The organism is Paucilactobacillus nenjiangensis (assembly GCF_005405445.1).
GTDB lineage: Bacteria > Bacillota > Bacilli > Lactobacillales > Lactobacillaceae > Paucilactobacillus > Paucilactobacillus nenjiangensis.
Genome location: NZ_BJEB01000026.1, coordinates 1 through 26,684, shown reverse-complemented (window position 1 = coordinate 26,684; position 26,684 = coordinate 1). Strand labels below are relative to the sequence as shown.

22 protein-coding genes and 1 pseudogene are annotated in these 26,684 nt (G+C 40.3%); 4 read left to right on the top strand and 19 right to left on the bottom strand.

All coding sequences use genetic code 11. The features are described from left to right. Positions 1 to 576: alpha/beta hydrolase family protein (locus FFM59_RS05240; RefSeq protein WP_371858078.1), on the top strand; the 576-nt coding region annotated here is incomplete at its 5' end. A gap of 117 nt (positions 577 to 693) precedes the next feature. Continuing rightward, positions 694 to 1,338 carry a YdeJ family lipoprotein gene (locus tag FFM59_RS05235; RefSeq protein WP_137601999.1) on the top strand — a complete coding sequence of 215 codons (645 nt, stop codon included), beginning with the start codon at positions 694 to 696 and terminating at the stop codon, positions 1,336 to 1,338. 60 nt (positions 1,339 to 1,398) lie between these two features. On the opposite strand, the gene FFM59_RS10270 is transcribed toward FFM59_RS05235, so the two are convergent. The 5 genes from FFM59_RS10270 to FFM59_RS05215 all read right to left on the bottom strand — a co-directional run bounded on the left by FFM59_RS10270 (position 1,399) and on the right by FFM59_RS05215 (position 7,191). Then, positions 1,399 to 1,533 carry a hypothetical protein gene (locus tag FFM59_RS10270; RefSeq protein WP_263854038.1) on the bottom strand — a complete coding sequence of 45 codons (135 nt, stop codon included), beginning with the start codon at positions 1,531 to 1,533 and terminating at the stop codon, positions 1,399 to 1,401. 25 nt (positions 1,534 to 1,558) lie between these two features. Then, the gene (gene rlmD / locus FFM59_RS05230; RefSeq protein WP_137601998.1) at positions 1,559 to 2,923 is read right to left on the bottom strand and encodes a 23S rRNA (uracil(1939)-C(5))-methyltransferase RlmD; all 1,365 of its coding nucleotides are present in this window, start codon (positions 2,921 to 2,923) and stop codon (positions 1,559 to 1,561) included. 106 nt (positions 2,924 to 3,029) lie between these two features. After that, entirely contained in the window at positions 3,030 to 4,355 is a 1,326-nt protein-coding gene (locus tag FFM59_RS10395) for a DUF2207 family protein (protein WP_170175942.1), read from the bottom strand. A 30-nt stretch (positions 4,356 to 4,385) separates the two neighbouring features. Beyond that, the gene (locus FFM59_RS10390) at positions 4,386 to 5,072 is read right to left on the bottom strand and encodes a DUF2207 domain-containing protein (protein ID WP_170175941.1); all 687 of its coding nucleotides are present in this window, start codon (positions 5,070 to 5,072) and stop codon (positions 4,386 to 4,388) included. Between the two features lie 85 nt (positions 5,073 to 5,157). Beyond that, positions 5,158 to 7,191 (bottom strand): alpha-glucosidase, encoded by a 2,034-nt coding sequence (locus tag FFM59_RS05215; protein WP_137601995.1) that lies wholly within the window; start codon positions 7,189 to 7,191, stop codon positions 5,158 to 5,160. A 425-nt stretch (positions 7,192 to 7,616) separates the two neighbouring features. Here FFM59_RS05215 and FFM59_RS10265 point away from each other — a divergent pair, with 425 nt between their 5' ends. Beyond that, positions 7,617 to 7,739, top strand: a complete 123-nt coding sequence (locus tag FFM59_RS10265; RefSeq protein WP_263854037.1) for a hypothetical protein — start codon at positions 7,617 to 7,619, stop codon at positions 7,737 to 7,739. Between the two features lie 187 nt (positions 7,740 to 7,926). Here FFM59_RS10265 and FFM59_RS05210 read toward each other — a convergent pair whose 3' ends face one another. The 8 genes from FFM59_RS05210 to FFM59_RS05175 form a co-directional block, all read right to left on the bottom strand. Continuing rightward, a complete protein-coding gene (locus FFM59_RS05210) occupies positions 7,927 to 8,973 on the bottom strand; it encodes a diacylglycerol kinase (protein ID WP_137601994.1) in 1,047 nt (348 codons plus the stop codon). 21 nt (positions 8,974 to 8,994) lie between these two features. Beyond that, on the bottom strand, positions 8,995 to 10,422 hold the full coding sequence (gene gatB, locus FFM59_RS05205; RefSeq protein WP_137601993.1) for an Asp-tRNA(Asn)/Glu-tRNA(Gln) amidotransferase subunit GatB: 1,428 nt from the start codon (positions 10,420 to 10,422) through the stop codon (positions 8,995 to 8,997). Then, positions 10,422 to 11,891, bottom strand: coding sequence for an Asp-tRNA(Asn)/Glu-tRNA(Gln) amidotransferase subunit GatA (gatA, locus tag FFM59_RS05200; RefSeq protein WP_137601992.1), 1,470 nt, complete (start codon positions 11,889 to 11,891; stop codon positions 10,422 to 10,424). Before gatA ends, gatB begins: the two co-directional genes overlap by 1 nt. Continuing rightward, complete coding sequence (gene gatC / locus FFM59_RS05195; RefSeq protein WP_137601991.1) at positions 11,891 to 12,202, bottom strand: Asp-tRNA(Asn)/Glu-tRNA(Gln) amidotransferase subunit GatC; 312 nt, start codon at positions 12,200 to 12,202, stop codon at positions 11,891 to 11,893. Before gatC ends, gatA begins: the two co-directional genes overlap by 1 nt. A gap of 577 nt (positions 12,203 to 12,779) precedes the next feature. After that, a complete protein-coding gene (locus FFM59_RS05190) occupies positions 12,780 to 13,913 on the bottom strand; it encodes a CamS family sex pheromone protein (protein ID WP_371858079.1) in 1,134 nt (377 codons plus the stop codon). After that, positions 13,904 to 15,940 carry an NAD-dependent DNA ligase LigA gene (gene ligA / locus FFM59_RS05185; RefSeq protein ID WP_137601989.1) on the bottom strand — a complete coding sequence of 679 codons (2,037 nt, stop codon included), beginning with the start codon at positions 15,938 to 15,940 and terminating at the stop codon, positions 13,904 to 13,906. The genes FFM59_RS05190 and ligA overlap by 10 nt, the downstream gene beginning before the upstream one ends. A 299-nt stretch (positions 15,941 to 16,239) precedes the next feature. Further along, complete coding sequence (gene pcrA, locus FFM59_RS05180; RefSeq protein WP_443094093.1) at positions 16,240 to 18,486, bottom strand: DNA helicase PcrA; 2,247 nt, start codon at positions 18,484 to 18,486, stop codon at positions 16,240 to 16,242. Between the two features lie 136 nt (positions 18,487 to 18,622). Beyond that, the gene (locus tag FFM59_RS05175) at positions 18,623 to 19,384 is read right to left on the bottom strand and encodes a sulfite exporter TauE/SafE family protein (RefSeq protein ID WP_225420295.1); all 762 of its coding nucleotides are present in this window, start codon (positions 19,382 to 19,384) and stop codon (positions 18,623 to 18,625) included. 95 nt (positions 19,385 to 19,479) lie between these two features. Here FFM59_RS05175 and FFM59_RS05170 point away from each other — a divergent pair, with 95 nt between their 5' ends. Next, positions 19,480 to 20,430: a LysR family transcriptional regulator gene (locus FFM59_RS05170; RefSeq protein ID WP_170175940.1), complete on the top strand. Its 951-nt coding sequence runs from the start codon at positions 19,480 to 19,482 to the stop codon at positions 20,428 to 20,430. Between the two features lie 9 nt (positions 20,431 to 20,439). Here the strand turns inward: FFM59_RS05170 and FFM59_RS05165 are convergent, their stop codons facing one another. The 6 genes and pseudogenes from FFM59_RS05165 to FFM59_RS05140 all read right to left on the bottom strand — a co-directional run. Beyond that, the gene (locus FFM59_RS05165; RefSeq protein ID WP_137601986.1) at positions 20,440 to 21,561 is read right to left on the bottom strand and encodes an ATP-grasp domain-containing protein; all 1,122 of its coding nucleotides are present in this window, start codon (positions 21,559 to 21,561) and stop codon (positions 20,440 to 20,442) included. Between the two features lie 23 nt (positions 21,562 to 21,584). Next, positions 21,585 to 22,163, bottom strand: a complete 579-nt coding sequence (locus FFM59_RS05160; RefSeq protein WP_137601985.1) for a xanthine phosphoribosyltransferase — start codon at positions 22,161 to 22,163, stop codon at positions 21,585 to 21,587. A gap of 9 nt (positions 22,164 to 22,172) precedes the next feature. Continuing rightward, positions 22,173 to 22,808: a glycoside hydrolase family 73 protein gene (locus FFM59_RS05155; RefSeq protein ID WP_137601984.1), complete on the bottom strand. Its 636-nt coding sequence runs from the start codon at positions 22,806 to 22,808 to the stop codon at positions 22,173 to 22,175. Positions 22,809 to 23,337: 529 nt separating this feature from the next. Next, positions 23,338 to 25,032, bottom strand: a pseudogene (nagE, locus tag FFM59_RS05150) (N-acetylglucosamine-specific PTS transporter subunit IIBC); the annotation flags it as partial. Positions 25,033 to 25,302: 270 nt separating this feature from the next. Continuing rightward, complete coding sequence (locus tag FFM59_RS05145) at positions 25,303 to 26,055, bottom strand: nitroreductase family protein (protein WP_137601983.1); 753 nt, start codon at positions 26,053 to 26,055, stop codon at positions 25,303 to 25,305. A gap of 21 nt (positions 26,056 to 26,076) precedes the next feature. After that, positions 26,077 to 26,684 (bottom strand): TMEM175 family protein (locus FFM59_RS05140; RefSeq protein WP_137601982.1); only part of this gene is annotated, 608 nt, incomplete at its 5' end.

The following is a 26,684-nucleotide window of genomic DNA, read 5'->3' as shown; positions in this document are numbered from 1 at the left end:
ATCCTCCAATTTACTTCCTTAATTATACTAAATCAGAGTCTCTATTTAACTTGTACACTTTTTATTCTAGGCCCAAACAAAATTGGCGCAGTTGTTATGTCTGCTGGTGGTAACTTGGCAATTGAATTATCACTCAAGACTGGCATTCCTATCGCCTCTTGGTCAGGCATTATCGATTTAGACCAATGGGTTGATGCCCATCCCGACGTGGTTGGTTCAAACGCTAATGCCCCAACACCAGGAACTCCAGTTGGTAATATCAATCAAGATGGCAGTAATGACCCTTACTATAAATGGTTTGTCCTAAACTATGTTAATGGTGATACTGACTTATTGAAACAAGCGTCATTACTGAATCGTGTTACCAAAGACGCTGGTCCCATGTTCATCGCTAATTCTCTTAAGGAGATTGTCCCAATGGATGGCGTTTTAAAATTACAACAATTACTAACTGATAACTTAGTGCAATCAACTTTTCAAACTGTTACTGGCAGTGGCCATGGTGAAGCCTATATGAAACAGGCCCAAGATGCCACATTAGATTTCTTTGCAGATCATCTAGATCTTGCCAGATAACAACAAAATCACATTTAGTGTTCGCAAAATACTAAATGTGTTTTTTTATTCAAAAATTTATTCAATTGAATGCTATACTACTATTAAAAATATTAACTTCTGGGAGGAGTAATCAATATGTTAAAACGGTTAAGTATTGCAACAATCTGTCTTGTGGGTGCCCTAACTTTAGCAGGCTGTTCTTCAAGTAACGCTAACGAAAAGGATTCCAGTTCTTCGAAAGTGACGAGTTCAAAGAAAGTAACCAAACATTCAAAATCCAGCCAATCTAGTCAAAAGACTAGCAAACAGGATTCAAGTAATGACGCTGATGCCAGTTCGACTACCGCCAGTATTCCAGCATCAGAAGATCAAGGAATGTCAGTTTTGTATACCATGTATAGGCGTGAAGGCTATTCCGACGATAGTATAACTGAGTCACTTCAAAACAAGCAATTATCAGGTATCAAATTGGATGAAATTAGCGGCAAGAATGCTGCTTATGATTATAATAAAAGCGTGACAAGAGTTTTTCCTGAAAACACCTATTTAGTTTTCAGTTCGATGAGTGCAGCGAGATCCGTTACTTTTCAATTAGTGAACAATCACACAGCAAAAGTATATGCCGTCCCTTCCCACTTTCAAGACGAACGTTGGTTGACGGATGATAATTGGGCACAAAATGAAGTTAATACTTATATGAACAACCCACAAACTTGGGAGCTCCAAACTCCAAGTGCAGACCTATTGAACCTGATGAAAACTACTCAATCTTCATACTAAAGTAAAAAGCACTGATTTACAGTCGACTACGACGAGAATCAGTGCTTTTAATTTACCTTATCACTTATTATAAATCTTTGGACCCTTACGCATGTTCTTTTGATCATTTCTGGCAATGGCATTTTTGTTAACAGAATGTTTGCCGTCTTGTTTCTTTTGGTCAATTAAAGCTTGCATTTTTTCTTTAGCGTTCATAAATATATTTCACCTTTAAGATTGTTTAGCGACTAAGGACAGTAATACTTTCAATGTGCGTCGTTTGTGGGAATTGATCGACTGGTTGGATTGGTTGATTAACATTGTATCCTTGGTCCTTGAGCAATGTAATATCACGAACCAAGGTAGCCGGATTACAGCTCACATACACAATCTTCTTAGGTTTCATTTCACCAGTGGCTTCAATAAATTCAGGAGCGAGTCCCTTACGTGGTGGATCAACAACTAAAACATCGGGATCTAAACCATCTTCAGCCCATTTCTTCATCTGAATTTCGGCTTTTTCAACCACAAATTCAGCATTTTCAATGCCATTTTTGGCGGCATTGAGCTTAGCGTCTTGAACTGCTGAAGACACAACTTCTACACCGTAAACCTTCTTAGCATGACTGGCCATCGCAAGTGAAATGGTTCCAATTCCACTATAGGCATCGATAACCGTTTCATTTCCAGTCAAACCAGCTTGTTCAATCGCACTGGCATAGAGCTTTTCAGTTTGTTGAGGGTTAACTTGATAAAATGATGAAGGTGAAATGGCAAAATCAAGACCAAGTAATTGATCTTCAATCGTGTCAGCTCCCCAAAGTTTACGATTCTCACGCCCAAGTAAAACGTTCGTATCTTCCGCATTGATATTTTGGAAAATACTCTTCACTTCTGACAAGGCAGTGCGGATATCTTCAACAAGTTGTTCCTTGATAGGCAGCTTTTTACCATTAGTAACTATAACAACCATCATTTCGTGACTGTAATAGCCGCGACGAACCATCACCGTACGGACAATTCCTTTTTTGGTAGCTTCATCATAAGGCTTGATGTGATATTTACGAATAATATCGCGAAGGACAATAATTGCCTCGTCCAATTTTGGATCTTGAATATAGTAATCCTCAATTGGTACCACATTATGGCTGCCACGCTTATAAAAGCCAGTCTCAACTGTGCCGTGAAGTTCACGAACAGGCACTTGAGCTTTATTACGATAGTGATATGGTGTTTCCATTCCAATGGTATCTAACACTGGGATTTCTAAATGTTCTTTTTGAAGTAACTCTTCAATTTGATGTTGTTTAAATTTCAGTTGTGCTGGGTATGCCAAATGTTGTAATGGCGCAATTCCCGTTTGGGTATATTGCTTGTCTTTTACTTCAACACGGTCTGGACTAGTTTTGATCCAGTTGATTGGTTTCCCAAAAGCGTAAGTCTTTGAAACTTTAATTACGCGGAAGTGAATTTCTTCACCTGGCAACGTATTGTCAACAAAAATTGGGTACTTATCAATTTTGATAACGCCCATTCCTTGATAGGTCAAATCGGTTACAGTACCGGTATACGTTTCATTTTTAACGACTGGTGCTTTAAATTTCATAGATATCTCCTTCGAGCTTTTCGACGCTCACCCTAAATTATGCCTCAAAAATAGGCAACTAGGATAGTATACAATGTTTGCCACCAAAAAGCGAGTAGAATCCGTGCTAAAATGCACCGCCACCGGAACCGCCGCCTCCACCGCCGGAGCCGCCACTTGATCCACTACTACCACTGGCAGTGAAGGCATTGCTGCCGGAGAAATAATTATCATAAATCATTTGATTACCAATTGTGCTATCGACAACCGCCTCGCCATAGATTGATTTCAATTGTCGCTGGACGCGTTTGGCTTCCTTCAACCCAACGGCATACACGAGCACTTCGCCCCAAAGCAGTTGATCGGGTAAATCTGCTTGATCAAATCGATCCAAGTGATGCAGCATCGTCTTGAATTGTTTCAATTCAGTCAATTGTTGATAGCCATCTTGATTAAATGGCGTGTACTTATTTTTAAGCATCCCCTTCACAATTAACATCAAGATTGCGTTGACTACAATGGCACTAAGTGCAACAAAATTTTCCATTATCATAAAGCCAACATATCCCATACAAAAGAAAAACATCACTCCAAAACCATTCTTGTTAATTTCAATTGCGTGATATGATTGATTATCGATTTTGTTAGAAAAAAGTTTGGTTATCCCAACGGTCAAGATGGCCATAAACATCATAATTACAGCGACAATCACAATTAATAGCCAGGCTGACAAATTACCTAAGAGGAAAACGAGAATATCAAGCACGAGCCAAAAAAACATCAAAATATTAAACCTGACTTGTAATTTGTCCAAACGATTCCTGGCCGTGACATAATCTGGATTGACAATCTTTAATCGTCTAATTTTTTCTAGCATCCGCTGATTAAAACTTGTCTGCTCGCCAACCATTGCCGAACTAACTTTAGATTCTTTAATGTCTTCAGTTGAGACTTGGTGACCATTCCCAATCAAATCAATTAGTCGTCTGACATACAGATCAATTTCTGCATCTGGCTCAGCTCGAATGACAAAATCTTTTTGTTTTTTTGCACGTTTTGTATGTCTCAACGGAACAATTTGTTCAATCTCAATTTGACCTGTTTGTTGTGCCTCCATCAGATACGTCGACAGGACATCATTTGTCATTCCACTACTGTTTTGGTCATATGAATAAACCGCTGCAGCAAGCGTCGGTGTTAAGGTTGGCAAATCAAACCGGTGTGATTTTTCTAACGTTTTGTTGCGCCGCACTAGTGCACCGTTCTTGAGCCACGCTCTGATTGTTAGACCAACAAACACGATTGTCATCACAATTGCTATGACAACATCTGCATGTTTCAACATTGATCGCGTATTAGTACGTTGCGTTATTTGTTTTTCTACATCTAATGCTGATTTTAAACGTGCTTGATTTTTCGACGGTGCGGCAGCTAAGGCTTGTCGATTAAACAAAGTATGAATTTCAACAAAATTATTTACATTCTATGCCCTAGCTTTGATGACTCCATCATGAACCACCAACTTTTGAATAGGATCAGCCGATGAATGTTTCCAAGCGCGCACTGAACCTGACTGAGATGGTAATTTAACTGTGAGCTTCACCTGTTCAATCGGAACATCCCAATTGGAACCAATCATTTTCCAGTTAACTTCTCCAGTATCGGAATATTTTTTTGCCACACTAGATAAATAAAACTTGGCTTGCACGGTTAAATCTTTAGTCGTATCAGTTGGCCGGTAAATTTTGATTGTGTTCAACCCGTCACTATTTTTTTCATGACCATCCATATTTTTATTAAAGGTGAAAACATTTTGACTACCATTTTGGGCTGAGTAAACCAATTGATATGGCATCCAACCTTCTTGCTTAGTATAAGCGTCATTTGCGTTCCACTTGGTCTGATTTACTAACTCCGAAACGGCAACCTGTGACATTTGACCTAACCCAGCCGTATCCTGAACAATGTAAACTCCATTCTTAGGTTCATTAAAATGATATGTGACCCTTTCCGTCACTGCTGCTCCACCTGTTTTGTCCACCACGGCTGACATGTTAACTTCTTTAATCGTATAATCAGCGGCTTTAACTGACTGTATACCAAAGAAACTCACCATTAGCAAACTGATGAGCACGCAACCAACTATGCGCCAATTACCCCAATTTTTCATCACTATCCTCCCAAGATATCTAATCATATTATACAAAATAAGTTACAAGAATACTGTAGATTCTTGCAACTTTATTTTAATGATTTTAATAATTTGAGTATTTTTGGTTGGTAATTTCAGTAAACAAGGTTCTAAATTCAGATTTTTTTCGATAAAAGACTGGAATCTCACCTAAAGGTGCCGCAACCGTATGATGGCCACCGTGAAATTCTTGGCCACTCCACAAATGAATCCACTCATCGTCAGGTAAATAGACATCCCAGTCTGTTTGAGTTTCTTGATAAACGGGTACCACCAACATATCTGAACCAAATAAATATTCATACTGGATGTCATAAGCGACGGAATCATTTTCGTACTCGAGGAATAATGGTCGTTGCACTGGTAGTCCATATTCATTATTTTCAGCGACTAATGTCCGTCGGTAAGGCGCCAACCTCTGAAAAACGTCAGTAAATTTTGCTAAATGCTGAATCGCATCGTCATCGTCCCAAACTTGGAAATTTTCAGCGGGACGATTTCCTTCATGGGACCGCATCAGTGACGTAAAAGCACTCATTTCCGCCCACCGCATGAATAATTCTTTTGAACGAACGTTACCGTGCATACTGGTATATCCACCAATGTCACTGTGTGTTAAACCCATCCCGGTCATGCCGACTGACAGTGCCGCAGGGATTGTGGAAGCAATCCCATCATCGAGACTCCAATTGACACTTTGATCCCCCGCCCATAGCATTGGACAATATCGTTGGCTTCCGGTAGCACCAGCACGCATGAAATACACAATTTGACCTGTTTTACCAGCTTCAGCCACGGCATCGTGATTACATTTGGCCCACAAAGCTGGCCATTCATTATGTCGAATCATTGGGTCGGAACCGTCAAACAAGACGACATCAGTTGGCAAATACTCGCCAAAATCGGCCATCCAGCCATCACAGCCGAAGTCAATTAGGTTAGTTTTGATTAACTCTTTGAACCAATCAAACGCAGCTGGATTAGTAAAATCAACCACCCCACAGTTGAACTCACCAAAGTCAACAAGATAAATACTGCCGTCAGAGTTTTTGGCAAAATACCCATTTTTTGCAGCGGCTGCATACAGGGCACTGGTATCAACTAAATACGGATTGATATATGACAAAAAGCGGATGCCCTCATCTTTCCATTCGTGAATTTTAGTATCCAGCCCCGGATAAAGTGCTGGATTCCACTCCCAATTCCAGAAGTTCCGTTTGCCAAAACTAGTTTGTCGAGTACCCTCCCAATCTTGACAAAACACGCCCGCAATTTTAACACCCGCAGCTCTAAGTTTATCGACGGTGTCATACGTTCGTTGCGTTCCACCTTGGATACCAAGTAACAAACCTTCATCAGTCCAATTGGGTAGGATTGGTTGATGGCCTAATAAATTAGTTAACTTACCCAGTAATTGATTATACGTGTCGGCCGTTTCAAAGACGATGGACTCCGGGATGCCCCAATACTGTAGTTCATGAAATTCAGGATTACGAAAATCAAAATCAACATAGACAAATGAATTTGTATGACAGTAATATTTTTGTGTTGAAATGAAAGTTGGTTCTGGAAAATTTGTTGTGTAATAATCTCCGCCCGCATTATCCTGGGTGTCTGCCTTGAAGGTGGTTAACGTACTTTTATTCCGACCAATACCTGGCTCTGAAGTCCACAACGGAAAGTGATTTCCACGTAGATTGAAGTATGACAGCTGTTCACCACAACCATAAATCTTTTCCTGTGCGGTCGCTGGTAACCGTAACCATAGCCGATTATACGTTTTATCCTTAGAAATCAACTTCAAAACTAAACGTCCAAACTTGTCTAGTTCAGTACGAATTTGTAGTAATTGAGTTTGGCCATTGGAACTCAGATTAAAAGTAATTGCCTCGTTAGTTTCTGCTATTTCAAAATGATTTAATGGTACCCGGCTTTCCACATAATCTTGAATATCAAAATTGCCACGATACATTTTAACTTGCTCCGTCCCACGTCCAATAAATGCAAACGTCTTATCAGATGCATAACTGAGAATTGGTCGATCATTATAAAAGATTGTTTGATTTTTAAAGATGAGTGAATTGCAATTTTTTTCCATTTGTAATCTCCATTTCCGAATATTTAATTGTCTCTTATTTTGCCCGAAAAAATTGAACAATCTTTATCTTTTTCGCAAAGATTCGTGGATAAATTAAAAATAAAAAGAGCAATCATCAAAATGATTACTCTTGAAAAAAATGTCTCAATTTATTGACGCTTCAAAACCGAAAAAATAACCGCCCAAAGGCGGTTATCAAGGTTGAATGGTACTGTAGATAGTTGGAGGGTGTCGTATCACCCTCCTTACATAGAACAATATAAGCCAATTACTCAGAAACTCAAATCAAATAATTTAACACTAAATCACATCTTTTTACGTATTTATACTATGTACAGTTAATTGCTTAAGTAAATAACTGTACCCTATCGTTCGGAACCATTCAAAGTGCCTCGCACACGCCATAGATAGGAGGTGGACTTTGAATGAAGATGAGGAAAGGTGCCATTTTGAATACAATCCTTGTATTCATTGGAGCAATTAACGCTCTTTATGATCTAATGCAGATTATACAGATGTTCGTTGATGCTTCAAAACCTAAAAAATAACCGCCCAAAGGCGGTTATCAAGGTTGAATGGTGCTGTAAGATAGGTGGAGGGTGTACAAGACCCTCCTTACATAGAATAATATAACGCCAATTACTCTGAAACTCAAGCGAAATAAATTAACATCAAAACGAAAAAATTGCGTATAAAAAACCAGATTTTTAGATCTGGTTTTTAACGATTCTATGATTATTTATTAACGGTTGCATCAGTTGGTTCAGGATGGTCAGCTGCCTTTACCTCATCTTCAGTAATTTGTTCAACTCCAGCAAGGAATTTTTCTTCAGCTTCTTGTAATTCAGCAGACATTTCTTCGGCAGTTAATGAAGGAATTTCATCCAAATTAGCTACGGTTCGAATATGACGTGCCAAATTTTCAAACTTCATTGGCGCATCCCCACCATATTCACCATCCAAGTTAATCATCATTCGATCACTAATTGGCTTAGCTGTAACAGTGGAAGTTTTCCGATAAATAATTCGTGGATCATCGACATGACGACCACCGTTCAAGACTTTAGTCATCAATTGCATAATTTCGACCACGTTAGCGGTTTTGACGATAATCATCGTAAACTTACCATCATCCAATGAGGCATCCGGCACAATTTGTTCAAATCCACCGACGGAATTAGTCAACGCCAGTAAGAACATTGAAGCGTTACCGCGATATTCACCGCCATCAAACTTAATATCCATTTCGATTGGTTTAATTCGGGGCAATAATTCTGCTCCCTTAACAATATAAGCCAAGTATCCAAACAGTGATTTAGTTTGAGACGGCACATCATAAGTTAACTCAGTCAATAATCCACCAGCAGCAATGTTGATAAAGTATTTCTTACCCGCACGACCGATATCCATCTTCAAGGTTTTATTCTTCAAGATAACTTTGGCGGCACCAACTGGATCGTCACGTGGAATTCCCAGCGCACGTGCATAATCATTGGTTGTTCCGGCAGGAATAATAGCCATCATTGGACGTCGGCGTAAGCCGGCGATTCCATTAACAACTTCATTAATCGTGCCGTCACCACCGGCAGCTACGATTAAATCAAATCCATCTTTAGCTGCCCTTCTAGCTTCAGCTTCAGTTGAACCTGGTGCTGGAACGGTTGCGTACGCGCTTGTTTCATAACCCGCCTGTTCGTAGGTTGCTAAAATCTCGACGAGATCGCCGGTTAACGCTCCACGACCAGAAGTTGGGTTATAAATTACACGAGCTCTTTTTGTCATAATTGGTCCCACCCTTACGGTTTATAGTGCTTGTAGAGACTTCATCAAAAGTTGGTTCACAACTTGTGGATTAGCTTGACCCTTAGTTTGCTTCATAATTTGGCCCACTAGGAAACCAACCGCACGATCTTTACCATTCTTAAAGTCAGTTACAGATTGTTCATTATTTGCTAAGATTTCATCGATGATTGGTTGTAATTGAGCTGGATCTGACAATTGGACTAAGCCATGTGCCTTCACATATTCAGCTGGATTTTCACCGGCCACGATTCCCTTGAAGACCTTTTTAGCCATCTTCGATGAAATTGTACCATCATCAATTAATTTAATCATGCCTGACAAGTTAGCTGGTGTTAACTTAGTGGCAGCCAAATCAACTTGTTCATCATTCAGATAAGCATTAACGTCACCTTGAAGGTAGTTAGATGCTAATTTAGCATCAGCTCCATCAGCGACTGTTGCTTCAAAGAAGTCTGACATTTCTTTAGTTTGGGTTAAGACCATCGCATCATATTCAGTCAAACCTAATTCGTTCACATAACGATCACGACGATTATTAGGCATTTGTGGCATGGTGTCGCCGATTTCTTTGACCCAGTCTTCACTGATTTCCAATGAAGGTAAATCTGGTTCTGGGAAGTAACGATAATCGTCGGAACCTTCTTTGACACGCATCAAGATGGTTTGGCCAGTTGTTTCATCGTAACGACGAGTTTCTTGACCAATCTCGCCACCAGACATCAACACTCGTTGTTGACGTTGTTCTTCAAACAACAAACCCTTACGCACATAGTTGAATGAGTTCAAGTTCTTCAATTCAGTCTTGGTACCGTACTTATCAGAACCAACTGGACGAATTGAAATATTAACGTCAACCCGCATTGAACCTTCTTCCATCTTCACGTCAGAAATACCAGTAAACTGGATTCGTTCACGCAAAGCTTCCAGATAAGCATAGGCTTCATCAGGTGAAGAAATATCAGGTTTTGAAACAATTTCAATCAAAGGAGTTCCTTGACGGTTTAAATCCACATATGAATAACCATTAGGGCTATGAGTATTTTTACCGGCATCTTCTTCAATATGCATTTCAGCAATCCCGATTTTTTTCTTTTCGCCGTCGACATCAATTTCAACCCAACCATCATGGCCCAGTGGACTCACCGATTGCGAAATTTGATAAGCTTTAGGATTATCAGGATAAAAGTAGTTCTTCCGGTCAAAATGTTGATGTGGTTCGATTTCGGCATGTAAGGCTAATGCAGCACGAATACCATTTTCGACAACACCCTTGTTAGTTGATGGTAAAACTCCAGGGTAACCCCAATCAATAACATTAGTGTTGGCGTTTGGTTCTGAACCGAATTGTACTGGTGAAGGACTGAAAATTTTAGAATTCGTCTTCATTTCAACATGGACTTCAAGTCCAATCGTTGTTTCAAAATTCATTAGTTTTGTCCTCCTATATTAGGTTGTGCTTTGTGGAAATCTGTTGATTGTTCAAAAGTATAAGCGGCCTTATACATTGTTTCTTCATCAAATGGCTTACCAATAATTTGTAAACCAACTGGCATCCCGTCAGCTAATCCGGCAGGAATTGACATGCCGGGTAGGCCGGCCATGTTAACAGGTACCGTCAAGACGTCATTCATGTACATCGTCTTTGGATCAGCAATGTTTGAACCAATCTTGTAAGCAACAGTTGGTCCAGCAGGTCCCATCACAACGTCATGATCTTTAAAGACATTTTCAAAGTCTTGACGGATTAAGGCCCGAATTTGACTCGCTTTGTTGAAGTAAGCATCATAGAAACCAGCTGATAATGAGAAGGTTCCTAACATAATCCGACGTTTAACTTCATCCCCAAAGCCTTCCGAACGTGACTTCACATAAACATCTTCCAAATCTTGCACGTCAGTCGCACGAACCCCGTAACGAATACCATCGAAACGTTGTAAATTAGATGAAGCTTCAGATGAGGAAATAATATAGTAAGCAGCCACGCCATATTGAGTATGTGGTAAGGAAACTTCATCCACAATGGCACCCAATGATTCATAGTGCTTCAAGGCAGCCTTGATAACTTCTTTAACTTTTTCATCGACCCCTTCGACAAGATATTCCTTTGGCACAGCGATTCGAAGACCATTAACGTTAGTGTCGTCATTTAATTGAGCACCAAAGTCAGGAACATCACGAGTTGAGGAAGTCAAATCATGATCATCGTGTCCGCTGATTAAAGAAGTCAGCAGTGCATTATCTTTCACGCTAGTGGTTAACCAACCGACTTGGTCTAAACTTGAACCAAAGGCGATGATTCCCCAACGTGATACACGACCATAAGTAGGCTTCATCCCTACGACACCGTTATATGAAGCTGGAAGGCGAATTGAGCCCCCAGTATCAGTTCCTAGCGCAGCAAGTACTTCACCGGCGGCAACTGAAGCGGCTGATCCACCAGAAGAACCACCAGGTACACGGGTTAGATCCCATGCATTGTGGGTTACCTGGTAAGCTGAGTTTTCGGTAGAACCACCCATGGCGAATTCATCCAAGTTCAATTTACCAGCATTAATAAAGTTTTGTGCTTTGAGTTTTTCAATCACGGTTGCATCATAAATTGGCTTGAAGTTATCCAAGATTTTTGACGCAGCAGTCGTGCGAATGTCTTTGGTAACAATGTTATCTTTGACACCCAAAGGAATACCGGCAACCAATTGGTCAGCGGCAATCCCTTTTTCATCTAATGCAGCAGCTTCTGCCAACGCATTTTCTTCATTCAAAGTTAAGAACGCTTCGATTTGATCATCTTTAGCTTTGATGTTGTCATAGGTTGCTTTCGTCAATTCAGTTGCACTGATTTTCTTGTTAACCAAGTCATCATGCAATTGAGTTAAATCAGTTTCATAAAAATTCATTACTCAGCATCCCCACTTTCATCGATAATTGCAGGAACTTTGATGTAACCATCTTCTGCATCCGGTGCATTTTTTAAGAGTGCGTCTCTTTGGTGACTATTAACTGCGACGTCTTCACGCATCACGTTGACACGATCAGTTGCTGATGTCATTGGTTCTACACCAGTGGTATCCACTTTTTCGAGTGTTTCAAACAAGTCGATAATACTTTCTAGTTGTGGAGTGAACTCTGAAAGTTCTTCATCAGTAAATTTCAATTTTGCCAATGAAGCGACGTGTTGTACTTGTTGCTCATCAATTTGACTTGCCATTTTATTATCCTCTTTTCAAATTGTTCATACCGTAATATTGTACCATATCGCAGAATTTTTTTAAGTTATCTTACCTAGTTTTTTGAAAAAAAGCCACGCGATTTTCATGATTTATCTAGGATTTTACTTGGTAACGGATACACTGGAAAAATGATAATTTGGATTTTGAAATATGTTTTATATTAATTACCGAATTGAATCGAACTCTAGGTTTTTGAAACATGCTATTCAATTCAATCACCTCCGGTTAATCCATAAAATTCTTCATCTAATTTCTGATGAATTCATTTTATTTATTAATCCTCGTTGATTACCGAATTGGACCGCAATCTAACTTTTGAAACGTGTTCGCTCAGCCAGACCACTCACCTAACCAAAAATAACACCTATGATTCAAAAAACAAATCATAGGTGTTATTTTCAGTTAGAAACTATAAATATTATATTTTTTTGAAACGTACTCGCTCAATCAATACCGTCACCTAACTCAAAAATGGCCATTCAAGCAAACCCACTTGAACGACCATTTTTATGTTAGAAGCTCCGGTATTCCCTATTGAGCTCGCACTCTTTAATTTTAATAACTATCAAACACATGCGTTGTAAACTTACTATCGCCCGAATCACGGAAGGCAATTGCTTGTAAGTCAGTCGCAGATTGAATCTTAATATCAATTGGGATTCCCTTTTGTAGATACTTGTTAGCGGCTTGCGCAATGTATTGAGTGAAACTGGTAATTTCAGTTTGACTGTAGAATTGCGTTGTAACGGTGATATGCATCCCCGATAAGCTACCATCAGTATATTGTGCTTGAGCTGTTACACCACTCAAGTTAGGGAAGAAGCCTTGAATTTGGCTCTTAAAATTAGAGAACGTATCGTTATCATCTTGATCATCACTACTACTGCTAGTTGATGATGCCTTAGGATAAACTTTATTCTTCACATTCATTTGTTTCCAACTACTAATCTTTGAACCACTATTTGAAGTGTATTCAAAGAAGGTTCCACCGACCAAGCTATCATTAGCGGCTTGCTTGTAAAGCGCAATCGTAATCGGCACGTCTTTTAAGGCACTCTTTTTACGCAAACGTTTCAAAACTGTTTGAGCAGCTTTTTCACCATAGTCCTTCATTTCTGAATCACTAATATTTTGCTTATAAGTTGGACCATCAGTCGTCTTTTGGTAGTAATCAATCGAATTCAAACCAATTCCGACGGTAATTCCATGTAATTTCAAGGAACTACCACTTTGACTCATAAAGTCTTGTTCTTCAATTTGTTGGATATATATTGGATTACGAGTACCATTGGTTTTACCTTTAACAGGATTCAAACCAGACGCATTACTGCTCGACTTACGAGACAGCCAGTTTTCAATTGTACTTGTTGAAAGGTATTGCCCTTCTTCAAAGACGTACGATTTGGTCGAGTAAACTTTCTTAGAAACATTGAGTAAGCCAGTTTCAAAACTCTTCAAGTTAAAGAGGTTATCGTTTTGACTGACATTGACCCCACGAGACTTACTGACTTGATATTTACCATTTTTGATAACGCCTTGATAAGTACCACTTTCGGCCTTTCCAGTTGTGGAATAGCTCGACGACTTACTGCTACTTGAACTTGAGCTGCCAAAACTACATGACGCTAAAATCAATGTAACTGATAAGCTCGCGACTATGGCAATTGCCTTTTTAAATTTCAATTCGATGAATCCTCCTTCATGGCCGTTTCAAAACGTTGCTCGTTCCATATCTCAATGCCTAAATCTTGTGCTTTTGCTAATTTACTACCAGCATCAGCGCCAGCAATGAGTAAATCGGTTTTTTTCGAAACACTGCCAACCACATTGGCACCGTGTGCTTCCAGCCACTCTTTCGCATCATTGCGTGTGAATGCCTCTAGCTTACCTGTCAGGACAACCTTTTGTCCAGTCCATTCGCTATCAACAATTACATCCGTTGCCCCTAGATAATCTGTATTAACCCCGGCGGTTTGTAATTCATTAACTAATTGTTTAACTTGATCATTATCAAAATAGGTCACGACGCTATCGCCGATTGTTGGTCCAATCGATTCCACTTCACTAATTGCTTCGCTAGAAGCCGTCATGAGTGTCTCAATCGAGGTAAAATGAGTTGCGATAATTTTGGCAGCTTTCGCACCAACATGGCGAATCCCTAACCCAAATAATAAACGTTCTAATGAATTATGCCGACTTGTGTCGATGGCTGTCAATAGGTTATCGGCGGATTTCTCCCCAAATTTATCTAAAGTTAATAATTGATCCTTAGTCAGCCGATATAAACCGGCCACATCATCAATCATTTTGAGTTCAAATAACTGCTCAACGATTCGAGGGCCAAGGCCGTCAATGTTCATCGCGTTCCGAGAAGCAAAATGAGCCAAGCCTTCCTTAATTTGCGCTGGACACATCGGATTGATACACCGTAAAGCCACTTCTCCGTCTAAATGAACCAGTTGTGAATCACATTCTGGACATCTAGTAGGGATTTCGTAGGCGACGCTATCTGATAACCGTTTCGCGAGGTTAACATGAGAAATTTCTGGGATAATATCGCCCGCTTTATGCAAGTAGACGGTATCGCCAATGCGAACGTCTTTTTCAATTAAATAATCCGGGTTATGCAGGGAAGCCCGTGAGACGGTTGTTCCAGCTAATTGCACTGGATCCATGACCGCTGTCGGTGTCACTGTACCAGTTCGGCCCACAGTCCATTCAATTTCACGCAGAATGGTTTGTTCCTCTTCTGGTGGAAATTTATAGGCAATTTCCCAGCGCGGTACCTTAACGGTATTCCCTAGTTCAGCTTGTAAATGTAAGTCATTGACCTTTTCCACAATCCCATCAATGCCAAATTCAAGCGAGTTCCGTTGCTCAGTGAACTTATCAATGTAATCATGAATTTCAGCTGGTGTAGTCACTTTTTGATAATTTTCATTAATTGAGAAGCCTAATTCTTTGAGTCGTTCCAAGGCAGCACTTTGAGTATCAACTCCAAGTACCTCAAATTCAGGAACGTAATAAGCAAATACGCTCAACTCACGCTCCGCCGTCACTTTGGCATCTAATTGACGTAAGCTACCTGCAGCGGCATTCCGTGGATTGGCAAAAACTGCCTCGCCATCAGCTTCTCTTTGTAAATTTAACTTGGCGAACGCTTCTTTTGGCATATAACATTCACCACGAACCTCAACCGATAATGGTTCACTGAGCTGTTGGGGGACTGATTTGATCATTTTTAAATTTTTAGTGATGTCTTCGCCGATGGTTCCGTTGCCCCGAGTTGATCCTTGAACAAACTTTCCGTTTTCATAGACCATCGAGACGGCGAGTCCGTCAATTTTTAATTCCAAATTAAATTCTAGATTATCTTTTGTATTTTTATAAACTCGGTCGTTAAATTCCATTAATTCTTCAACGGAGAATACATCCCCCATCGACAACATTGGAATTTCATGGACCACCTTGTCTAAGTTGCTATCCGGTGCTCCACCGACCTGTTGTGTTGGTGAATCGGCAGTGACTAATTCTGGAAATTTAGTTTCCAACGCCACTAATCTAGCATACGTTTGATCATAGATAAAATCTTCAACAGAGGGTTGATCTTGTTCATAATACTCAACTCCCCATTGCACAATTTTAGCTTTAATCTCATTAATTTCACTAGTCGCTTCTGCCAGTGTCAGCTGTTCAATTGGTTTTAATTCATCCATTCAATTCACCTTTGTTACTGAATTATATTCGCGATTGGTTCGGTTGTTTTAATGCCCATCCGATATAACTCGTTCCAACTTTTTTATTTAGTCAATCAACTTTTGGCTCGATTCACCAATAAATCTTTACCAGAAATTCGTTAGTGCTCCTGATTTTACCGGTTGAGATGGCACACTCTTTAATCATGTTCCCATTCACTGTTCTCTCCGCCTAACTTCAAATCAATTACCTTACCAAAATACGGTAAGTTTCTTGATTCTTTGTTAGTGCTCAAGACCAATGCGTGAATGGTCTCACACTATCCTTTTTCTATCGGTGCAAAGCTAGCTAAGAGGCGTTTGATACCTTGAGCTGGGAAGGCAATATCAAGTTCCATATCGTCGCCTTCTCCATTGATTTTAACAACTGTCCCTTGACCCCACTTTTTGTGGTTGACTTTATCGCCAGTCTTCCAAGCCACTTTGTCAGCGCCTGTGCCATTAAATGACACCACTTTTGAAGAAGTGGTAGCGGCGTGATAGGTGGTTGCCATTGCATTGCGTTGTGCGAATGGCACTTGACGCGCACCAGATGCGCCTCCACCAACATTCACGTTTTCATTTTTAATTAAATCAGCATCGATTTCATCAATGAAGCGTGAAGCTTGATTATTTTGGTGACGGCCGTACAGCATCCGTGAATAAGCATTGGTTAAATACAGTTTCGTCTTCGCACGAGTAATTCCGACGTAAGCGAGACGACGTTCTTCTTCCAATTCATCATCTTCCATAATGGCCCGAGATAATGGAAAAATTCCTTCTTCTAAGCCCATCAAAAAGACAACTGGAAATTCAAGTCCCTTGGCGGCATGCAAAGTCATTAAAGTCACAGCCGGTGCGGATTCATCGACATCATCTTGCGCAGATACTAATTGTAAATCAGCTAAAAAGTTAATTAAATTATCTGATTTGTTTTCAACTTCATCGTCAGGATGAGCTTTATCATATTCTTGAGTAACAGACATGAATTCATCCAAGTTTTCAATCCGAGATTGATTTTCAAGGGTGGGATTAGCCGCTAAAGCAGCGGTGTAACCCGTCTTTTTCAAGATTTGTTCCGTCAGTTCAGTAATAGATAGGAACTCAGTCATTTTTTGGAGGTCAGTCATAATCCGGCCAAAGTCATCGAGTGAATTACGCGCCCGAGTTGAAAGACCATTGTTTAACAAGACATTTTGAGAAGCTTCTAACATGGACCATCCGTTGTCACCGGCAAATAAGCGCAATTTTTCAATGCTGCTAGCACCGATACCACGTTTGGGTTCGTTGACTACCCGCTCAAAGCTCATTGAGTCAGCAGGATTAACCATTAAGGTTAAATATGCAAGCACATCACGGATTTCTTTCCGGTCGTAGAACTTATGTCCACCAACCATTGTGTATGGCACATTGGCTTTAAGGAAGGTTTCTTCAATTACACGTGATTGGGCGTTAGTCCGGTAGAGAATCGCAAAATCATTGTAATTTTGGTGGTTATCTTTGATACCTTCTTGAATTTTTGAGACCACAAAATGAGACTCGTCATTTTCTGACTGGCCACGATAATAAGAGATTTTTTCACCCTTGCCATTGTCAGTCCACAAGTCTTTTTCACGGCGAATCGTGTTGTTTTGAATGACCTCATTTGCGGCATCCAAAATGGTTTGAGTTGAACGATAGTTTTGATTTAAGAGCACAGTTTTAGCGTCTGGATAATCTTTTTCAAAGTTCAAGATATTTTCCATATTGGCACCACGCCAACCGTAAATACTCTGATCAGCATCCCCAACTACACAGAGATTTCTGAATTGTTGCGCCAACATGTTAACCAGCTTGTATTGAGCATCATTGGTATCTTGGTATTCATCCACATGGATATAGTGGAATTTGTTTTGGTAGAACGCCAACGTTTCTGGATTTTGTTCAAACAATTCAATCGTGAGCATAATCAAATCGTCAAAGTCGACGGCTTGGTTCGCTCGTAATTCACGTTGGTAATTTTTGTAGACGTTCGCCACAATGTTTTCAAAGGGTGAAGCAGCGTCTTTTTCATATTCAGCTGGGGTTTTCAAAGCATTCTTTGCGTTGGAAATTTCTGAGCCAATTGCGCGAGGATCAAACTTTTTAGTATCAATATTTAAATCCGCACAGACTCGTTTGATTAACGTCCGTTGTTCACTGGTGGCCGCAATCGTAAAGGCACGGTTATAACCAATTTGTTCAATGTCTCGGCGTAAAATTCGGACACACAATGCATGGAACGTTGAAACCCAAACATCACGCGCACCTTCAGGTAATAATTTACCAACCCGGTCACGCATTTCTTTAGCTGCCTTGTTGGTAAAGGTAATCGCTAAAATATTCCATGGATTAACATCTTTTTCTTCAATTAAATACGCAATCCGGTGGGTCAGCACCCGCGTTTTGCCAGATCCGGCGCCAGCCATTACGAGTAATGGTCCTTCAGTTGCCAAAACCGCTTCAGACTGCCGGTCATTCATTCCTTTTATTAATGGTAAATTTGCCACTTGTATGTCAATCCCCTCTAAATTCAATCATTAAATATTATACCAAATTTAGGCATGTAATGGCACTGCTCAGTCCACGAAAAAATGGTGACATCCGCTGAAAAGCAGACTCACCATTGATTAAACCGTTTATTAACTATTTAATAAAATCAAAAATTAATTTAACAAAGAAAATCACCAACACCACCAAAATAATTGGTTTGGCAATCTTCGCACCGCCACGTTTGAAATAAACGGCCCCGAGATAATTACCGGCAATCCCAAACAATCCGGCGGTTAACCCTAAGACGAGCAATACTTTGCCACTGAACAAGAACACTGAGAGCGCCGTCACGTTAGTCGTCAGGTTAATCACTTTCGTCGTCCCCGCGGCTAAATTAATTGGCAGATGTGCAATACCTGTCAAACACAGTAACAAAAAGGTCCCTGTTCCCGGACCGTAAAAGCCGTCATAAATGCCTAGCGTAAATGCAATCACCACCGACGTCCATACTTGCTTACTCACCACGTCTTCGGAGAACGAATTTGCTTTGAGCGCTTTCTTATTAAAGACCAGGTACAAGGCGGTCAACGGCAATACCACCAGTAAGATAATCCGAAAATAATAATCGGAAATATGTAACGCAATTCTCGCCCCAGAAAATGATCCAAGTAAAGCTGCCAAAATTGTCACCACTGACAACTTCAATTTCATGTAACCACTCCGTGCAAACTGCAAGGTCGAAACCGTCGTTCCCATCGCTGACGATAGTTTGTTAGTGCCAATTGCAAAATGCACCGGCATCCCCGTCATCACGTACGCCGGCAGCGAAATTAGGCCACCACCACCCGCGATGGAATCGACAAAACCACCCAAAAATACCAACGGACACACAATCAAAAATGTAATCAATCCCATCACTCTCCAAAAAAATATTGTCCTTAGCATAGCATTTCATTAGTATAAATCATATTATATATTATGAGTCATAAATAATATTTATGGAGGCCAGTATGTTTACCATTAGTGATTATATTTTAACGATTGTTGAGCAAGGGACTTTTTCAAACGCTGCCAAGCAGTTACATATTTCACAGCCGGCATTGAGCATCGCCGTCAAAAAGCTCGAAACTGAATTGGGTTATCAACTATTTGAACGTAGCAATAATCCGCTAACGCTCACGGCGGTAGGCGAAATCTATGTCGCCAAAGCGCAACAAGTTCAAACCTTACAAGAAGAACTCCACGATGACCTCGACAATTTAAAACATAATGTCGTCGGCACTCTCAAGTTAGGTGGCGCCTTTATTTCAGTCAATTATTTATTGCCACCTCTACTGAAACAATTTCACACTGAATATCCCCAGGTTCATCTCGACTTACAAGAAGCTCCCTTCCCTGAATTGCCCAGCTTGTTAATTCAAAATAAATTAGACTTAGCGGTTGATACGGACTGGTTTTTAAATCCCAATATTGAAACAGTCCAGCTCTTTGAAAATCATCTATTATTGGCGGTGGCCGATGAATTAATGCCAGCTCAGCTGGTCAATCGTAGTGGCTATCGCAGCAACGATATTGCCAATGGTTTACACCTAACTGATCAACGCCCAAAAATTAACTTAGCCGAACTCACCGAATTACCGTTTATCCTAATGACGCCGTCTAATGAAATCTATCAACGCACCAAATCGTACTTTGCTGAGGCTAACTTTTCACCCATTTCACCATTGACCGTTAATCAACAAGTAAGTAGCTTTGAATTTGCTAAACAGTATTGGGGCGCCGCCTTTATTACGGATACGTTGGTTCAATCCAGTCCGACGGTCCATGATTTACATTTCTACCGGATTGATAGTCCTGAGCAACCACGATTCGTCGCCATTTCATATCACAAACAACAATATATTTCGCGGGCCAAACAGGCATTTATCGACTTTGCAACCAATTATTTTATGGCCAAATAAAAAAGAATCCTATTCGGATTCTTTTTTCTCACTCCACATTTCGGTATTATCCAGTTGCATTTCGATTTTATCAATGGATTCACCAGTCGCAATAATGTGGCCAATTTTTGATTTAATGGGTTCGGGGTAACCGTAGTAGTACCAGTTGTCTTTCAACACCCACTGCGTTTGTAATTCAGGTAATTGACTTTGTTCAAAAGTTTTTAAAACAGCCTGTTGAATGACTTTGACATCTTTCAAAGGTGCGCCGGCAATCGCCGTGATAAATTGGGTATATTGATCAACATTAGTGACTGTATCAAATAAATCTGCTTGAACGCAGATACCCGGCTTAATCCCTTTCAAATACAATGCATTCGTATCAGTCAAATAAAACTCGATTTCAATGCTGCCATAGCCATCAATCCCGCTTGCCGTTTCATTACCAATTCGTAGCATCTCATCAACAACGGGTTGACTTAGTTTCGCCAATTTGGCCGAAATCAATTGGGTGCCCTCAATTTGTTTTTCAATAATTGGGAACGACCGATCAATTTGTCCTTTAGCAATGATTAATGAAAACTCACGCACATGCGGAATGTAAGATTCCAACACAAACGTCCCGGTGTCAATGAAATCCGCAGCCTTGGCAACATCTGAGGACCGACTAATCAGTAATGAATCGTTGTCCCGAACCCGTTGAATTGGCCGAATCACCGCCGGATAACCAATGGAATCAATTGATGAATAGACATCATCTAAGCCTAAAATCGTGACATAGGGAGCAATATTAACATTAATTTGGTCAAAAAATGCCCGTCCTAATAAACGATCTTGAATGATTTCGAGCGCATTTTGGCCCTGAGGAACCGTCGTAAACTGACTGATATATTCAATCACTGACGAATTAATCATATCGTCGACATACGCGACAAAATCACATTCTTCCGCAAAATGCTTCAACTGATCCTTATCGTTATTTGCACCGATAATCATAAAATCCGCCTGTTGTAGTGCATCATCCGACGGCGATGGCCCGTATGCTCCAACCTTGTATCCCATTACTTTTGCCACCATCACTAGCCGCAAAGCTGAATATCCTCCACCCATAACTCCTAATATTTGTCCTGGATAAAATGGTTGATTGCTCATTGTTAACACCTCATCAATTTATTTTACTGCTCATCCATAAAGGTTACTTTGCCATCAGCCAACGACTTGATTCTGGCTAATGATTCTAAATGAATGCCTTGTGCCTTAATTTTATCGGCACCGGGTTGGAAACTTTTTTCAATCACAATTCCGACCCCTGCTACTTCAATACCTGCTTGCTTGGCAATATCAATTAGTCCGAAGACAGCTTGACCATTGGCTAAAAAATCATCAATAATCAGCACTTTGTCGTCAGCATTAATATACTTTTGCGAAACCGTAATTTGGTTTTCAGTTTGTTTGGTAAATGAATAGACTGAAGAAGAATACAAATCGTCGGTCAACGTCAGGCTTTTTTGCTTACGTGCGAAGATAACCGGCACATGCATTTGTAACCCCGTCATAATAGCCGGCGCGATTCCAGAAGATTCGACTGTCAAAATTTTGGTAATTCCTTGGTTTTGGAATAAGTGGGCAAATTCCTGACCCATTTCAAACATTAAGTCTGGATCCATTTGATGATTTAAAAATTGGTCAACTTTCAAAACATCCCCAGATAAAACAACCCCGTCTTGTTTAATGCGTTCTTCTAATGCCTTCATTATAATCCCCTAACTGTCATATTGATCTAGTTTGTATTTCTGAATAATTGATATTAACTTGCTTGCGTACGTTGGATCAGTTGCATAGCCCGCATTTTGCAAAGCTTGTGCAGCATCTTGATAACTAGTTGCGGCAATTACTTGCGCATACTGTTGACTGTTGTAAGTCGTACCATTAACCATCAATAAGGCATGCTCATCAATTGAAGCATTCCAACTGGCATATACTTGAAACCGACCATTAATCGTAATCCACTCGCCGTTGACATATTCTTGCGTGCGTAAAACCTTACTGTTGTTTGGATCATCACTTTTGACACCGAATAAATTGTAGTATTTGGCGGCAAGCGTACTTTTACCCCAGTTAGATTCCAAAATAGCTTGAGCAATCGTAATTGAAGCATAGACATGATGTTGCTGCATCATCGCCTGCGCTTCTGGTTTGACTGACGCAATAAACTGTTCTTTTGCAGACGGCATCTTTGCACGAGCTTCTTGTTCCACCCGAATTTGGTGAAGTTCATAAACTCCATAACCTACCAAGAAAAATGCCAGCAACAAAACGAATAAGTTTTTCCACTTTAAATGGCCACGATTAAATAAAAAATTGGTCGGACGGTACTTTTTTCGTCTTCGTTTGGCCACCCAGTTTCACCTCTACATCAAATCTTCCTACCAAAATAATACCACAAATTACGCACGTTAAGCCGATACATAATCAACAATCATTATATCGATTTTTTTCCAATCATTTCAAGTTATCCTATCAAAATTATCGCCAACTTTGTCATCCTTAAAGGAAATTTACATTTTGCTTACATATCATCTTATTATCCATCTTTCCCCACGCATAACTTCATTTCCGCCGTCGATATGATTATTTTGACAACCTCAAAATCCATGATATGATTACTTTGTGTTAAGGTCACCTGATAGTTGTGATATTAGATGGCTGACGGAGTATAGTACGTGTTTTGGTTGACTAGTCCTTGTGACTAGTCTTTTTTATTTCAAATACTTTAGCAAAATCGTAAAACGAATTATACTCCACTCTAATTCCTACACATAACCAACTTTCCCTCAGTCATTTCCCTCACAAAATTTTTTAATTTTAATGCAAATCAAGTAAAAATGCGTACCCATAAATCAAACGTGGATACGCACTTTTTTATCTCCCGATGGCATGTTTAGTTGGAAAGATCGACATAATTTCGCCATCAACTGGTGACACAATTTGTCCTTCGGTCGGATTGACCGCATACCCATCGCCTAATAATTTCTGAGCAAATGTGGCATCATCGACATCTTCAATATTGACGAATGCCCCATTTGCGACACTATAAAAATCATTGACGACACCAGATTCAACATTTGGATTGGTTTCGGCGGGAGCAGTTGCTGGTTCTTCAGTAACTTCGCCCGCTTCCGCACCATCTGCATAAAGTTTCTTCAACGCTTCGGCCACGAATTGCACCTCAGTCCCGACAATGATATGCACATTGGTATCATCTAACAAATTCACACCGGCAGCGCCAGAAGCACGCACCGCTGGTTGATTAACTGCCTGCGGATCATTTAATTGCAGGCGCAAACGGGTCGTACAATTATCAATCACTTTAATATTATTTTTACCGCCAATCGCCGCATAAATTTTCTTAGCTTGGACGGTATACTTGTCATCATTTTCATCAGTGGCAACGGCAGTACTCTCATCTTCAACCACATCAGGTTCGCGACCGGGAGTCATCAAGTTAAACTTCTTAATCGCAAAATCAAAAGTGAAGTAATAAATAACTGCCATCACTAAGCCTTGCACAATTAACATGTACGGTTTATTGGCAATCGCCATGTGAAAACTCAAAGAATAATCGACAAGTCCGGCGCTAAATGCAAATCCGGCTGTCCAGTGCATGAAGGCAGCAAAGGCCAGTGACAAGCCAGTCAAAGCGGCATGAATTAAATATAATGGCCAAGCGACAAACATAAATGAAAATTCCAATGGTTCGGTAACGCCAGTAAAGAATGACGCAAACGCACCAGCCATCAATAAACCACCAACTTGTTTCTTTTTGTCAGCACGGGCATTGCGGTACATTGCCAAAGCTCCGGCTGGTAAACCAAACATCATTACTGGGAAGAAACCGGCTTGATACATCCCCGTAATCCCTTTGGTTCCCTTGTTAGCCCAAAACTTACCGATATCATTAATTCCCGCCGTATCAAATCAAAAGACTGAATTCAACGCTTGATGTAGCCCGGTTGGAATCAATAATCGGTTAAAGAACCCATAAAGTCCGGCACCGACTGCACCTAAGTTCACGATAAACTTACCAAAGTTAACCAGGCCTTCGTAGACTGGTGGCCAAATCACGATTAACAAGGCAGTCACCACCAACATCACGGCGGCAGTCACGATTGGAACTAACCGTTTCCCACTAAAAAACGAGAGCGCCATCGGTAATTTGGTCTGATAAAAGCGGTCATACAGCGCGGCAGCAATTAACCCGGCAATAATCCCAATAAAGACATTACTACCAAGACTAGCGTAGGCAGGATCAACTTTGGCTTCTTTGATTCCCATCAAAGTCGCTACGGATGCAGGATAAAGCACTTTGGTTAGAATTAAATAACCAACCAAACCAGCTAGTGCAGCGGCACCATCCCCACCTTTAGACATCCCGATTGCGAGACCTATCGCAAATAAAATAGGTAAACTACCCAAAATTGCATTAGAACCAGCACTCAAGAACTTAGCGAAGAATCAATCTTGAGGTAGCCAATTCCCAATCCCGACTAAAAGTGCGGCAGCTGGTAAAACTGCCACGGGAAGCATTAAAGATCTACCCATTTTCTGTAAATACGTCTTCATATCTTATCTCCTTCTCATTGCCAATAGACAAAATTTTACACGTTTGCTAAATCCGACGCAATATAAAATTTGAATTGGTATATATCAATATAGTGGGACAGTATCACATTGAGCAGTAATCGTGTAGATTTGGTCTACTTGATCTACATTTTATGCATCTTTGTTAATAAGACACTGTAAAAAAAATAGACTTAAAACAGAATACTATTCTGAATTAAGTCTATTAATTAACATATGAAGAAGATTTGCTTAACATTCAAAACTATTTGACTACTCTAACTTAAATCCCTGATGTGCGACCATTGAAAAAATCGCGTCCCGACTAGGATTACCATGTGCGGCAAACCGATTAATCATCTCGCTAAATTTTTCCTGACGAGGAGCCCCAGCCCGCGTATTGTAATACTGGTATACCCGTTGATCATAATCTTCCATTTGAGCATCATAATCTGGTGCCGGTCGATATTTATCTGTCATTTGGAACAATGACTTGTTTAACCGCGGTTTCTTTTCAGGTTTGTCATCTGGTACTCCAATGGCAACTCCCAAAACTGGGAAAGTATATTGCGGTAGTTCCAATGCTTCAATAGTGGCTTGCACGTCATCCAAAAATGACCCCATAATTAATGATCCCAAGCCTTCACTTTCAGCAGCTAACGCAAATGATTGTGCGGCCAAGGTAGCATCATAAAAGCCGCCTAAGAAGCGGTCGAAGTTGATCATATACTCAATACTCTGACCGGCTTTTTGAGCCAATTCAACGTTACGTTTTTGATCAGCGATGAACATTACCAGTTCTTCGCCGCCAGTAAACTGATGATTACCTAGTTCGCTCATACGGGCTAGTTGTTGTTTGTCTTTAATTCTAATCACCGTATAGGCCTGCATAAAATTAGACGTGGCGGTACGTTGCGCAATTGCCAACAGATTATCGACACGGTCACTATCTAACGGTTGATCCTTAAATTTACGAATTGTGCGGTGGTCTAACATTAATGCTTCTGTTTCATTATTAGCTGTCATATTCTCACTCCATTTTTAAATTTATCCTTTGTTGCGAATGACCGCTCGTATTGCCCAGCTGCCAGTAAACAACGCAATCATCACAGCCGTAACCGATGGCCAGATAAAGGCGAAGACAATGGAAATCAATCCCGGGATAATTAAGATTAAACGCGTATCATTAATTTTTTTCAAGGCGTTACGTTGTTTTTCATCTTCAATTTGATGCGAAGTCATACGGGCTAACCAATACAACATAATAATAATTAACATGTAATCGACGGCATAAACCACACTTGGTGCGACGGAAGTTGGAAATTCACCATACCAAGCCGTGGCCACTGGAATTAATGAAATTGGAAAAATGGTCAACACAATTAACCAAAGTAAACGGGTGGTCACTTTACGGACACTGTTAATGATATTGTGATGACTAATCCAGAAACTAGCGGTCAGCAAAAAGCTGATGACATACGCCATGAATTTCCAAATCCAACCACTACTAACAATGGCACTCCAAGTCGGCTGATTCGGCGTACTTAATTCCAAGACAATGATGGTAATAATAATGGCGTGAACTACTCCGGGAATAAATTCCCGGGCTTCTAGGAACACCGCATACTTGCCTATCACTCTTTGAATGATACGTA

Coding starts and splice junctions, on each gene's coding strand:
- ligA (WP_137601989.1), bottom strand. CDS start 15,940: ATGGATGAATTAAAACCAATTGAACAGCTGACACTGGCAGAAGCGACT.
- FFM59_RS05165 (WP_137601986.1), bottom strand. CDS start 21,561: ATGAGCAATCAACCATTTTATCCAGGACAAATATTAGGAGTTATGGGT.
- FFM59_RS05160 (WP_137601985.1), bottom strand. CDS start 22,163: ATGAAGGCATTAGAAGAACGCATTAAACAAGACGGGGTTGTTTTATCT.
- FFM59_RS10390 (WP_170175941.1), bottom strand. CDS start 5,072: ATGAAAAATTGGGGTAATTGGCGCATAGTTGGTTGCGTGCTCATCAGT.
- FFM59_RS05170 (WP_170175940.1), top strand. CDS start 19,480: ATGTTTACCATTAGTGATTATATTTTAACGATTGTTGAGCAAGGGACT.
- FFM59_RS05175 (WP_225420295.1), bottom strand. CDS start 19,384: ATGGGATTGATTACATTTTTGATTGTGTGTCCGTTGGTATTTTTGGGT.
- gatB (WP_137601993.1), bottom strand. CDS start 10,422: ATGAATTTTGAAACAACGATTGGACTTGAAGTCCATGTTGAAATGAAG.
- gatA (WP_137601992.1), bottom strand. CDS start 11,891: ATGAATTTTTATGAAACTGATTTAACTCAATTGCATGATGACTTGGTT.
- FFM59_RS05235 (WP_137601999.1), top strand. CDS start 694: ATGTTAAAACGGTTAAGTATTGCAACAATCTGTCTTGTGGGTGCCCTA.
- FFM59_RS05215 (WP_137601995.1), bottom strand. CDS start 7,191: ATGGAAAAAAATTGCAATTCACTCATCTTTAAAAATCAAACAATCTTT.
- FFM59_RS10270 (WP_263854038.1), bottom strand. CDS start 1,533: ATGAACGCTAAAGAAAAAATGCAAGCTTTAATTGACCAAAAGAAACAA.
- FFM59_RS05145 (WP_137601983.1), bottom strand. CDS start 26,055: ATGACAGCTAATAATGAAACAGAAGCATTAATGTTAGACCACCGCACA.
- rlmD (WP_137601998.1), bottom strand. CDS start 2,923: ATGAAATTTAAAGCACCAGTCGTTAAAAATGAAACGTATACCGGTACT.
- gatC (WP_137601991.1), bottom strand. CDS start 12,202: ATGGCAAGTCAAATTGATGAGCAACAAGTACAACACGTCGCTTCATTG.
- FFM59_RS10265 (WP_263854037.1), top strand. CDS start 7,617: ATGAAGATGAGGAAAGGTGCCATTTTGAATACAATCCTTGTATTCATT.
- FFM59_RS05210 (WP_137601994.1), bottom strand. CDS start 8,973: ATGACAAAAAGAGCTCGTGTAATTTATAACCCAACTTCTGGTCGTGGA.